This window comes from Actinomadura rugatobispora (assembly GCF_042656285.1).
In the GTDB taxonomy this organism is placed as follows: domain Bacteria; phylum Actinomycetota; class Actinomycetes; order Streptosporangiales; family Streptosporangiaceae; genus Spirillospora; species Spirillospora rugatobispora.
This window is the reverse complement of the sequence record NZ_JBHSON010000098.1, coordinates 1-12026: the sequence shown is the minus strand read 5'-3', so window position 1 is coordinate 12026 and position 12026 is coordinate 1. Positions and strand designations below refer to the sequence as shown.

The following is a 12026-nucleotide window of genomic DNA, read 5'->3' as shown; positions in this document are numbered from 1 at the left end:
GCCACGAACCTACCGCGAGCCTCTGACAAAACGGCCGGCCGCCGGAGAAGCACGGCCGATCTTCGTGATTGCGAGTGTCATGACCGGGTGTTACTCTGCCGTGTGCTTCCGCCGGCCGGGCCTTGAAAGCCGGGAAATCCCATCGCTCCACCCCGGTTCTTCTCCATCGCTTCCAGGGCCTTCGCGCGGACCATTCACCGCCCCCGGTCGACCGTGCCGCCACGGGCACGTTTCGCAATTCTGGAGCCACGATGAGCGACGCCGATTCCCCCGGCCCGAACGACCCGAACGACCCGCTCGCCCTCACCGAACTGTTCAAGGGCGGCGGCGAGCCGTGGCTGCCGCTGCTGAAGCCCGTCATCGAGGCGCAGCCGGCCGCGGCCACGTTCATCGGGCCGGGCCGCGGCCCGGCGGTGGTCCCGGTCCGGGAGCTGACCTTCCAGGCGCTCAAGCCCAATCCGCCGCACAAGTGGAAGGTCGTCGTCTTCGGCCAGAACCCCTACCCGCGGCCGGAGAGCGCCACCGGCATCGCCATGTTCGACAACACCTTCCACGACTGGAAGGACAGCCAGTTCGGCAGGGTCGTCAGCATCCGCTGCATCATCAAGGCCGCGGCGATGTGGAAGTACGGCATCCCGAAGAAGACGCCGATCGCCGATATTCGCAAACTGCTGAAGCAGCAGGACACCGTGCAGCCGCCGGAATGGTTCCAGGCGATGCTCACGCAGGGCGTGCTGCTTTTGAACGCGGCGCTCACCGCCAGCACCGACGGGGCGATGGCCACCGACCGGCACACCGCGTTCTGGCGGCCGGTCGTCGAACGGCTCGTCGAGGAGATCCTGAAGGCCAAGCAGGACGCCGACGAGCAGGACCGCGGCGTGGTCTTCGCGTGGTGGGGGGCGCACGCGCGCAATCTGAAGAAGGTCGTCCTCGAACTCCAGAAGAAATACCCCGGGGTCGAGGTGCGTCATATCGACCATCCCAATCCCGCGGCGCAGGGCGATATCTTCTGCGAGGGCGACCATTTCCGCCTGGTGAACGCGGCGCTCGCGTCGGTCGGCGCCGACGAGGTCGACTGGCTGCCGAGCACGGGGTGGAACGAGGCCGCCGCGCAGGGCGGCGGGTCGGACGCGGGCACGGCCGACCGCATGGGGGCGTTCATCGCGTCCACGATGGAGCTGCACCAGCTCTACCTCGAACGGCTCGCCAGCGTCAAAGACGAGGGGCTGGTCCTTCCCGCCATCGCGGGCGTGTTCGACACCCCGCTCATGGACTTCCGCGAGGCCGTCGCCCCGGTGGCCGGGCTGCTGCGGGGTCTCGACGGGCACGTGACGCGGTCGCACGGGTTCGGCAAGAGGCAGGCGGACGCCGTGGACGGCCGCCTGTCCGCCGACGAGATCGCGGCCCTCTACCTCTACACCTGCGAATCGGCGTTCTACCGGCAGATCAACGCGACGCTGCGCGACCCGGACCGCGCCCGGGCCGTCCCGTACCTGCCCTACCTGCGGCTCCTCTTCTCGGCCGTGTCGCGACTGCCGGCCCGCAAGGAGCCGTTGTGGCGCGGGGTGTCGCTGGACCTGCGGGCGCAGTATCCGCTCGGCCGGACCGTGACCTGGTGGGGCGTGTCCTCGTGCACGTCGGAGATCGGCGTGGCCCGGGCGTTCCTGGGCCACCGCGGCAAGCGGACGCTCTTCGAGGTGACGCCCGTCCGCGCCGTGGGCATCCGGTCCTTCTCCGCGTTCACCGGCGAGGAGGAGTTCATCCTGCCGCCCGGCACCCAGCTCAAGGTGACCGACGTGAAGGCCGAGCGCGGCGGCCTGTGCACCGTGAAGCTGACCGAGCTGCCCGAGCAGACCCTGGTGTCCTGAACGAACACGGCCTGGCCGCCGTGACTGAGGGAAATCACCTGTGGCGGGTGATGCCCGCGACGGCGCCGCGCACGACGGTCGGTCTCATGGTCCACGCCACTGGAGGATGGCCATGAACGAACTCGCACAACCCGTCGCCGCGACCGGCTACCCGCTGCTGAACCTCTTCTGGACGATGCTGTGGTTCTTCCTGTGGGTCGTCTTCCTCATGGTGCTCTTCAGGATCCTCACCGACGTCTTCCGCGACGACCGGCTGAGCGGCTGGGCCAAGGCGGGCTGGACGGTCCTGGTCATCGTGCTGCCCTTCCTCGGTGCCCTGATCTACCTGGTCGCGCGGGGCAAGGGCATGGGCGAACGCGACCAGCGCGAGATCGAGAAGCGCGACGCCCGGTTCCGGGCCTACGTCCAGGAGGCCGCCGGGACGCCGGAGCACGCGCCGGAGCAGGCCAGTGCTACCCACGCCGACGAGCTGGCAAAGCTGGCCGACCTCAAGCAGCGCGGCGCCCTCAGCGACGACGAGTACGCACGCGCCAAGACCAAGATCCTCACCTGACCCCGCCGTTCCGGGTGAACGCCAGCCTGCACAGGCGCGGCCAGTCCAGGCGCGGCCTGGGCCTGGGGCCGCGGCGGCGGTGGCGCGGCACGCGCACCCGCAGGGCGCCCGGCTCGATCCGGCATCGCACCGGTGCCGGCAGGGTGAGCGCCTCGCCGTCGACGCCGACCGGGATCTCGGCGATGTCGGCGTCGATGACGGCCTCGCCGGCGGTCAGCGCGGTGAGGCCGGAGCCGTGCCGGCCGCGCAGCATGCCGGCGGCCTGGACGGCGTTGTCGACGGTGACGCCCAGGACGCCGAGGACCCCGGAGTCCAGCCGCTCGCGGCGTCCCAGACCGGCGGGATCGCCGCCCTGGTAGGGGTTGTTGCTCACCAGGACGGCCTGCGGCCCGTCGATGACCGTGCCCGCGGCGCGGACGGTCAGCCGGGGGCCGCGGTGGCCGGTCAGGAGGTCGGGGAGCATCCGCAGGGTGGTCGCGGCCTTGTCCTCGCGGTACTCGGGGCTCTGCACGACGGCCGCGTAGGCGCCGAACGAGGCGGTGTTGACGAAGACGCGGTCCCCGACGCGGCCGATGTCGACGCGCAGTTCGACGCCGTCGGTGAGGGCGTCCAGGCAGGTGGACGGGTCGCTCCGGTCCAGGCCGAGGTCCAGGGCGAAGTGGTTGCGGGTCCCGGCCGAGATGACCATGAACGGGACGTCGTGGCGGGCGGCGACCCCGGCGACCAGGGCCTGCGTCCCGTCGCCTCCGGCCACCCCGAGCAGGTCGGCGCCGTCGAGCACGGCGTGCCGGGCCAGCGCGGCGAGGTCCTGCGGCCAGTCGGGGTCGAGCACCACGACGTCGGCGCCGAGCTCCCTGGCCCGGTCGGCCAGGTGGAACCGCTCCACCTTCCCGCCGCCCGAACGCGGATTCATGATCAGGAAGGGGTGCCGGGGGCGCCGGGCGGGGCGCTCGGCGGTGCCGCGCGCACCGCCGCCCCCGCTCAGCGCGGCTCGCCCGGCGCCCACCGCCAGGGCCCAGAGGACGAGGGACAGCAGCACCGCCCACAGCACCCCGACTACGGCGTAATGGACCACGACGGCGACCGGCGCGGCCACCACCAGGACCCCGGCCAGCAGCCGGGGCGCGCCGCGGCTCGTGAGGAACCACCAGACCGCCGCGGTCGCCACCGCCAGCCCCGCCAGGCCCGTGACCAGCAGGGCGACGCTCCGCAGCCCGGCGGCGAGGATCACGGGCAGCGTCGCGGCGGCCCCGAGGGCCAGGGAGGCCCGCGCGGCCCGGCGCTCCCCGGCATGGTTGTCGCTGGTATCCGGCACAGGGGACATCCCACCCGCCCGCGCGGCCGGCCCGCATCACCTCGCACGGGTGATGCGGGGCCCGGCCCAGGCCAGCGGGGTTCCACGCCGGTGCAATGAGGGCGGAAAGTCCCTTGATCTCCGACTTGTCCAGGGGCTCTCCTTGAAGTGAGCCGGCCGGATGCACGGCCGGGTCGCAGCGATGGAACCGCCGTCACAGGTGAGGCGCATGGCCGTCCAGTCGCAGATCACGAGGGCGTTCCCCGGCTGGGTCGTTCGCCGGCCCCGGCTGGAGGAGCGGCTGAGGAGGGGCGTCCAGGGCCCGCTCACGCTGGTGACCGGGCCGCCGGGCGCGGGCAAGACGGTCGCGGTCTCGTCCTGGGCCGCGACGGGGACGTGGCGGCCCGCGGCCCTGTGCTGGATCACCTGCGACGACACGACGGCGACCGTCGGGCGGTTCTGCCGCGCGCTGATCACGAGCCTGCGCCGGGCCGGGATCGACCTGCCCGTCGCCCCGTCCGGGCGCCGTGACGGGGGCGACGACGAAGCCCTCTCGTGGGAGCTCGGCGAAGCGCTGTCCGAGCTGGCCGCGCCCGTCATCGTCGTACTGGACGATTTCCCGGCGCGGCCCGGATCGGCGCCCGCCCAGGTCGTGACCTGCCTGCTGCGGCACGCGCGGCCGGTCCTGCGCGCGGTCGTCCTGGCCCGCGGCGAACCGTCCCTGCCGCTGCACCGCCACCGGCTGGCCGGCGAGCTGACCGAGATCCGGGCCGGCGACCTGGCGTTCGCCGATCACGAGAGCGCCGCGGTGCTCGCCCGGCACGGCGTGCGGCTCGCCCCGGCGGCGCTGCGGACGCTCCAGGAGCGGACCGGCGGCTGGCCCGCCGGGATCAGGCTCGCGGCGATGGCGATGGCGGGCCGTCCCGACCCGGACGCGGTCGCGGCGCGCTTCTCCGGCGACGACGACGGCGTCGTGGGCTACCTGCGGGAGGAGGTCGTGGACGCGCAGCCGCCCGGCACGCGGGAGCTGCTGCTGGCGACGAGCGTCGCCGACCGGATCGACGCCGGGCTGGCCGGCGGACTGGCCGGTGAGGCGGGACGGGCCTTCCCGGACCTGGTCCGGCGCAACGCGTTCGCGGTGCCGCTGGGGCACGGCTGGTACCGCTATCCCCCGATGTTCGGGGAGGCGCTGCGGACCGTCCTGGAGCGCGAATCGCCCGGCCTGGCCCCCGTCCTGCACCGGCGGGCGGCGGCCTGGTTCGAGCGGGCGGGCCTGCTGGGCGAGGCCGTCGGGCAGGCCGCCCGCGCCGGGGACTGGCGGTACGCGGCGCGCCTGGTCGTCGACCGGCTCGCGATCGGCGGCGTCCTGGGCCTGGCGCCGCGCGAGCACCTGGACCGGGCCTTCGACGCCATGCCGCGTGAGGCCGTGCTCGGCTGCGCCGGCCCGGAGCCCGCCATCGTGGCGGCGGCCGCCGCCGCGGCGCGCGGGGACGATCCCGCGTGCGCCGCCGCGCTGGAGCACGCCCGCGCGGGGCTCGGGCCGTCATCGGACGGTGCCGATCCGGCGGCCCGGCTGTGCCTGGCGGCCGTCGAGCTGTGCCGGCCCGGCCTCCCCGCGTTCGCCGGGGCCGCCGGGACCTTCGCCAGGGTGGCGGCGCTGTGCCGTGAAGTGCCCGAGCCGGCTCTCGACGCGTCCCCGGACCTGCTGGCGCTGGCGCACGCGTGCGGCGGGCGCTCCCACCTGTGGCGCGGGGAGTTGCGCGAGGCGGCGCGGCTGTTCGGCGAGGCGCTGGCCGCCGCCGAACGAGCGGGCGGCTCCGCCCAGAGCCTGGAGTGCCTGGGCGACCTGGCGCTCACCCGGGCGCTGCTCGGCGACGTCGGGCGGGCCGCGGGCCTGGTGGCGCGGGCGGGGCGGCGGTCCGGGACGCCGGCGTCCCCGGGCAGCCGTGGCGCCGTGACGCTGCACCTCGCCCGGGCCTGGGTCGATCTGGAGCAGTGGCGCCTGGACGCGGCGCGGGCCGAGCTCGCCCGCGCCGCGCTGGCGTTCCCGGCCCCGCCCGATCCGCTGCCGGCGGTCGTGCACGCCCTGCTGGCCGCCCGCACGGAACTGGGACGGGGGCGGCCGGAGCGGGCCCTGGACGATCTGCGGCCCGCCGAGATGATCGTCCCGCGTCCGGCCTGGCTGGCGCGCCGCCTGGCGCTGGTGTCGGCGGAGGCGCACGCCCTGCGCGGCGAGAGCGGCCCGGCGCGGGCGGCGGCGGAGCGCGCCGGCGGGCGGGGGCAGCTCGACGCGGCGGTGGCGCTGGCCCGCGCCGACCTCGGCGACGGCGCGCCGGACGCGGCGGCCCGGCTGCTCAGGCGGTCCCTGCGGGGGCCGTTCGAGGCGCCCGCGGACGCGCGGGTGGAGGCGTGGCTGCTCGACGCCGGGCTGTCCTTCGGGCTCGGCGATCCTTCGCGGGGCCGGCGCTGCCTGGACCGGGCCCTGCGGCTGGCGGGCCGCGAGGGGATCGGGAGGCCGTTCGCGATGGCGCGCGGCTGGCTGCTGCCCGTGCTGAACCGCGATCCGGACCTCGCGCGGCAGCACAGGCGGCTGCTGGAGCCGCTGGGCCTGGCGCCGCGGAACGGCGGGACGCCTCCCCCGGAGCCGGGGCCAGGGCCTGAGCCGGGCGCCGAGCCGCTTCCGGTGGAACGGCTCAGCGGCCGCGAGCTGGACGTCCTGCGGCTCCTCGCCCAGATGATGACGACCGAGGAGATCGCCGACCGGCTGTGCCTGTCGGTCAACACCGTCAAGACCCACCTGCGGAACATCTACCGCAAGCTGGCGGTGACGCGGCGGGGGGCGGCGGTCAGGCGGGCCCGGCAGCTGTCGCTCCTCGGCCCCGGTTCCGGCGCGCCCGCCCGCCGGAGCGCCTCCTGACACCCCTCCGCACGCATCCGCCCTGGTGAGTTGCGCCCTCTACATATTTCGAAACACAACTTCCCAAAAGGTAGAGCCTCATTCTACATTGGTGTCGTTCAGCTGACCGAGGGCGGCGCACAGGAGGTTCCCGGGTGGGCAACGATGCGTTCGACGGCATACGTGTCGTCGAACTCGCACAGTGGGTGTTCGTTCCGGTGGCCGGCGCGCTGCTCGCCGACTGGGGCGCGGACGTCATCAGGGTGGAGAACCCGGCCGGCGACCCGTACCGGGGTCTGGCCACGCAGGGCATCGGGACCGACAGCGACGGCATCAACCTGTCGGTCGCCCTCGCGAACCGCGGCAAGCGCTCGGTCGCGCTGGACCTGCGCACCGACGAGGGCCGGAAGCTGCTCGACAAGCTCCTGGAGACCGCCGACGTCTTCCTCACCAACTTCCGCCCCGCCGTCCTGCGCCGGTACGGCCTCGACTCCGCCGAGCTCACCCGCCGCTTCCCCAAGCTGGTGTACGCGCGCGGCCACGGCTTCGGCGTCCGGGGCGAGGGGGCCGACCGGCCCGGCTACGACTCCTCGGCCTTCTGGGCACAGGGCGGCATGGCCCACGTGCTGACCCCGCCGGACCGGGACCACCCCATCAACCAGCGCGGCGCGCTCGGCGACCGCAACGGCGGCATGGCGCTGGCGTTCGGCATCGCGACCGCGCTGCTGAAGCGCGAGCGCAGCGGCGAGGGCTCGGTGGTGGACGTGTCGCTGCTGGCCACGGCGATGTGGACGCTGTCGTCGGACGTGCTCGCAGCGCTCGCGGGCGGGAAGCCCCGCGCCACCGCCGGCCGCGGCGGCGCGGTCAACCCGCTCGTGGGCGCCTACGGGACCAAGGACGGCCGCCACATCCAGCTCGTCTTCCTCCAGGCGGACCGCTACTGGGCGGACTTCTGCCGGCTCGTCGGACGCGAGGAGCTGATCGAGGACCCCCGCTTCGCCGACCTGAAGGCGCGCGCGGAGAACCTCGAAGCGTGCGTCGCCGAGCTGGAGGCCGAGTTCGCCAAGCGGACGTTCGAGGAGTGGAAGGAGCTGCTGACCGGGATCGACGCCCCGTGGGCGCCCGTCCAGGCGGTCGAGGAGCTGCTCACCGACCCGCAGGTGCTGGCCAACGACTACATCGGCGAGGTGGAGACCGAGGACGGCCGCAAGTACTCGCTGCCGAACGTCCCGGTGCAGTTCGACGAGCGGCCCGCCGCGCTGGGCCGGGCGCCTGAGCACGGCGAGCACACCGAGACGGTCATGCTCGAACTCGGCTACTCCTGGGAGCAGATCGCCGAACTCAAGGACGCGGGGGCGATCCCGTGACCGCGGCCCAGCGCCCCGTCCCGGCGCCGGACGAGCTCTCCGCCCCCTACTGGGAGGCGGCGGCCGCGCACACCCTGGTCGTGGCGCGCTGTTCCCGCTGCGAGTCGTACGTGGTTCCGCCCGGTCAGGCGTGCCCGAACTGCCACACCTCCGAGCCGATGTTCACGTTCGAGCGGGTGAGCGGGCGGGGCAGCGTGCGGTCCTGGACGGTGATGCGGCAGTCGTTCCTGCCGGGGTTCGCCGAGGAGGTGCCGTTCGTGCTGGTGGACGTGGAGCTGGCCGAGCAGGAGGAGCTGCGCCTGATCGGCCGCCTCCTGGACGGCCCGGACGCGCCCCTGCGGATCGGCGCCCCCGTGAAGGTGGCGTTCGAGGACGTGGCCGAGGGCGTCTCCGTTCCCGCGTTCGTGCTCGGAGAGGAGAGCGCGTGAGCGCACGGTTCAAGTCCTCCAACCAGGTCGCGATCGTCGGTTACGCGCACAGCGCCGTCCAGCGGCACGCCAAGCGCCCGCTGGGCGCGATCGCCACCGAGACAGCGCGCGACGCGATCGCCGACGCCGGGTTGCAGGTGCCCCAGGTGGACGGCTTCGTCACGGCGTCGCTGTTCCCGACCTCCGGCGCCCACGCCGTCGAGGACGGGGTGAGCATCGTGTCGGCCAACTGGCTGGCCGAGAGCCTGGGCGCCGACGCCCGCTACGTCGCGGGCTTCCAGGGGATCGGGCAGATCTCCGGTTCGGTCTCGATCGCGGTGAACGCGATCGCCAGCGGCGCCGCCGACTACGTCGTGCTGCACCGGGCGCTGCACAATCCGGCGGGCAAGTACCACGCCAACCCGATGCGCGAGGCCACGGGCCCGCAGCAGTACACGGCCCCGGCCGGGTTCTTCGGGCCGCTGGCGATGATCGGGCTGCCCTACAACGAGTACCTCCAGCGCTACGGCGCCAAGCGTGAGGCGATGGCGGCCACGGTCGTGGAGGCCCGCAAGAACGGCGCCCGGATCCCGTGGTCGTACTGGTACGAGCGGCCGCTGACGGTGGACGACTACATGGCGGCGCCGATGATCAACGACCCGGTGTGCCGGTTCGACGCCGACATCCCGGTCGACGGCGTCGCCGCGTTCGTCCTGACCTCGGCCGAGCGCGCCCGCGACCTGCCGCACAAGCCCGTCCACGTCGCCGGTTACGCCTCCAGCCCGCCGCCCAGGCGCAGGCTCCCGCTGCACTGGCCGCTGGACGACATCATGACCGGCGGCGCCGAGACGGCCCGCCGCCTGTGGGAGAGCAGCGGCCTGCGCCCCTCCGACGTGGACCTGCCCCAGGTCTACGACGGGTTCTCGCCCTTCATCTGGTTCTGGCTGGAGGTCCTGGGCCTGTGCCCGGTCGGGGAGGCGCACCGCTTCATCACCGACGGCGGCATCGACAGCGACGACCCCGCCGCGCTGCCCGCGCTGTCGGGCGGCGGCGCGATCGGCAACGGCCGCATGCACGGCATCCCGCAGATGCTGGAGTGCTACCTGCAGCTGTCGGGACGGGCCGGCGAGCGCCAGCGGCGGAACGTGACGGTCGGGCTGGCCTGCCACTCCTCGCCCCACTACGGGGGCGCCGTCGTCTACACCAACGAGCCCGGGTGACCCCGGCCGCTCACACGCGACCGGCAGTTACGCCGCCCGGCGGCGAGAAAGGGAACGCGCCCATGGAAGGCATCCTCTCGGAACGGCGCTCGTATGTGGCCGGTAAATGGGTGGAGGGCGACCAGCCCTTCGCCGTGGAGAACCCGGCCGACGAGTCGACCGTGACCGAGCTCCCCTCGACCCCGCTGCCCGAGGTCGAGCGGGCCATCGTCGAGGCCCGGAGCAGCTTCGACAGCGGGGTGTGGGCGGACCTCGCGCCCGCCGAGCGGGCCCGCGTACTGTACGCCTTCCTCGACCACTTCGCGGCGTCGCGCGACGCGCTCGTCGCGACGATGATCGCCGAGGCCGGGCAGCCCACGTCCTTCGCCGAGCGCGCGCAGTTCCAGGCGGGGCTGGCGATCGCCCGGGGGACGATCGACCTCTACCTGTCGATGACGCACGAGGAGACCAACCCCGTCCCCACCGACGAGCTGCTCCGCGGCCGGGTGGCGCTCAGCCTGCGGCGGCACGAGCCGGTCGGCGTGGTGGCGGCGATCACCCCGTACAACGGGGCGATCATCATGGCCATCCAGAAGCTGATCCCGGCGCTGATGGCGGGCAACTCGGTGATCCTGCGGCCCAGCCCGCTGACGCCGCTGTCCTCGCTGGTGTTCGGCGCCGCGGCGGACGCGGCCGGGCTGCCGCCGGGCGTGCTCAGCGTGGTGGTGGAGGGCGGCTCGGCCGGTGCCGAGCTGCTGACCACCCACCCGGCCGTGGACATGGTCTCCTTCACCGGGTCCACCGTCGTGGGCCGGGCGATCCTCGCGCAGGCGGCGCCCACGATCAAGCGGGTGGCGCTGGAGCTGGGCGGCAAGTCGGCGCAGATCTACCTGCCCGACGCCGTCGAGAAGGTCGCGGCCGGCGCGCTCGCCGTCGTCGCCACCACCGCGGGCCAGGCGTGCGTGGCCGCCACCCGCATGGTGGTGCCGCAGGACCGCAAGGACGAGGTGATCGAGACGGTCTCCAAGGCCTACTCCGCCCTCGTCGTCGGCGCGCCCACGGACCCGAAGACCACGATGGGGCCGGTCGTCAGCGCCGCGCAGCGGGAGCGCTGCGAGCGCTTCGTGGCCCTGGCCGTGGAGAACGGCGGCAGGGTGGCCCGCGGGGGCGGCCGCCCGGCGGGTCTGGACCGCGGCTACTACTTCGAGCCGACCGTCCTGGACCTGCCCGACAACTCCAACCCGGCGGCGCAGGAGGAGATCTTCGGCCCGGTCATCTCGATCATCGGCTACCGCGACCTCGACGACGCCGTCCGGATCGCCAACGACAGCGAGTACGGCCTGTCGGGCCAGGTCTACGGCGCCGACACCGCGCAGGCCACGGCGATCGCCCGGCGCCTGCGCACCGGCGCGGTCAACGTCAACACGGCGCTGTTCAGCGCCTACGCCCCCGGCGGCGGCTACAAGCAGAGCGGCCTCGGCCGCGAGCGCGGAACCGACGGCATCCGCGCCTACCAGGAAGTGAAGCACATGGTGGTCGGCGAGCTCCGCTGAGCCCACCCCCGCAAGGAGCCCGTAGCAAGGAAGGAAGGGACCCATGACCTCCAACCTCAACCTGGACTGGCTGATCTCGGTCGACGACCACGTCCTGGAGCCCCCGAACGTGTGGACCGACCGCGTCCCGGCCAAGGACCGCGACCGCGCCCCGCACATCGGGTACGACGACAACGGCATGGACTTCTGGGTCTATGACGGCAAGAAGTACCCCAGCTCCGGCCTGAGCGCCGTGGTCGGCAAGTCCAAGGAGGAGTTCAGCCCCGAGCCGCTCCCCTACAGCGAGATGGCCCCCGGCTGTTACGACCCGCTGGCCCGGATCAAGGACATGGACCGCGCGGGCATCCTCGCCTCGCTGTGCTTCCCGACGGTGACCCGGTTCTGCGGGCAGCTGTTCATGGAGGCCAGCGACCGCGACTTCGGCCTGGTGTGCCTGAAGGCGTACAACGACTGGATGATCGAGGAGTGGTGCGGGTCGGCGCCCGGCCGCTACATCCCGCTGATCCTGATCCCGCTGTGGGACCCGCGGCTGGCGGTCAAGGAGATGGAGCGCTGCGCCAACAAGGGCGCCACCACCTTCGCCTTCTCCGAGAACCCCGAGCCCCTCGGCCTGCCGACCATCCACGACAAGGACGGCTACTGGGAGCCGGTCATGGCCGCGGCCAACGACCTGGAGATGGTCGTGTCCATGCACGTCGGCTCCTCCTCGCAGCTGCCGCAGATCTGCAAGGACGCGCCGTTCATGGCCAACCTCACCTGGGGCGCCACCCGCACCTCCGGGACGATGCTGTCGTTCCTGTTCAGCGGGCTGTTCCAGCGCTACCCCAACCTCAAGATCGCCCTGTCGGAGGGCGAGGCCGGCTGGATCCCCTACTTCCTGGAGCGCGCC

At 73.6% G+C, this 12026-nt stretch carries 9 protein-coding genes; 8 read left to right on the top strand and 1 reads right to left on the bottom strand.

Annotated elements, in window-relative coordinates; translation table 11 throughout:
• Positions 1-251: 251 nt before the first annotated feature.
• On the top strand, positions 252-1868 hold the full coding sequence (locus tag ACFPZN_RS45130) for an ADP-ribosyltransferase domain-containing protein (protein WP_378289242.1): 1617 nt from the start codon (positions 252-254) through the stop codon (positions 1866-1868).
• Between the two features lie 112 nt (positions 1869-1980).
• Positions 1981-2421 (top strand): SHOCT domain-containing protein, encoded by a 441-nt coding sequence (locus ACFPZN_RS45125; RefSeq protein WP_378289240.1) that lies wholly within the window; start codon positions 1981-1983, stop codon positions 2419-2421.
• Here ACFPZN_RS45125 and ACFPZN_RS45120 read toward each other — a convergent pair.
• Positions 2414-3736: a diacylglycerol/lipid kinase family protein gene (locus tag ACFPZN_RS45120; RefSeq protein WP_378289238.1), complete on the bottom strand. Its 1323-nt coding sequence runs from the start codon at positions 3734-3736 to the stop codon at positions 2414-2416. The genes ACFPZN_RS45125 and ACFPZN_RS45120 overlap by 8 nt on opposite strands.
• Before the next feature lie 208 nt (positions 3737-3944).
• On the opposite strand from ACFPZN_RS45120, the gene ACFPZN_RS45115 reads away from it, so the two are divergent.
• The 6 genes from ACFPZN_RS45115 to ACFPZN_RS45090 form a co-directional block, all read left to right on the top strand.
• Complete coding sequence (locus ACFPZN_RS45115; protein WP_378289236.1) at positions 3945-6632, top strand: winged helix-turn-helix domain-containing protein; 2688 nt, start codon at positions 3945-3947, stop codon at positions 6630-6632.
• 134 nt (positions 6633-6766) lie between these two features.
• A complete protein-coding gene (locus tag ACFPZN_RS45110; protein ID WP_378289234.1) occupies positions 6767-7978 on the top strand; it encodes a CaiB/BaiF CoA transferase family protein in 1212 nt (403 codons plus the stop codon).
• The gene (locus ACFPZN_RS45105; RefSeq protein WP_378289232.1) at positions 7975-8406 is read left to right on the top strand and encodes a Zn-ribbon domain-containing OB-fold protein; all 432 of its coding nucleotides are present in this window, start codon (positions 7975-7977) and stop codon (positions 8404-8406) included. Before ACFPZN_RS45110 ends, ACFPZN_RS45105 begins: the two co-directional genes overlap by 4 nt.
• Positions 8403-9605 carry a thiolase family protein gene (locus ACFPZN_RS45100; protein ID WP_378289230.1) on the top strand — a complete coding sequence of 401 codons (1203 nt, stop codon included), beginning with the start codon at positions 8403-8405 and terminating at the stop codon, positions 9603-9605. Before ACFPZN_RS45105 ends, ACFPZN_RS45100 begins: the two co-directional genes overlap by 4 nt.
• A gap of 62 nt (positions 9606-9667) precedes the next feature.
• Positions 9668-11137 (top strand): aldehyde dehydrogenase family protein, encoded by a 1470-nt coding sequence (locus ACFPZN_RS45095; RefSeq protein WP_378289228.1) that lies wholly within the window; start codon positions 9668-9670, stop codon positions 11135-11137.
• A 43-nt stretch (positions 11138-11180) separates the two neighbouring features.
• On the top strand, positions 11181-12026 hold an 846-nt coding region (locus ACFPZN_RS45090), incomplete at its 3' end, for an amidohydrolase family protein (protein ID WP_378289226.1).

Coding starts and splice junctions, on each gene's coding strand:
- ACFPZN_RS45130 (WP_378289242.1), top strand. CDS start 252: ATGAGCGACGCCGATTCCCCCGGCCCGAACGACCCGAACGACCCGCTC.
- ACFPZN_RS45125 (WP_378289240.1), top strand. CDS start 1,981: ATGAACGAACTCGCACAACCCGTCGCCGCGACCGGCTACCCGCTGCTG.
- ACFPZN_RS45115 (WP_378289236.1), top strand. CDS start 3,945: ATGGCCGTCCAGTCGCAGATCACGAGGGCGTTCCCCGGCTGGGTCGTT.
- ACFPZN_RS45095 (WP_378289228.1), top strand. CDS start 9,668: ATGGAAGGCATCCTCTCGGAACGGCGCTCGTATGTGGCCGGTAAATGG.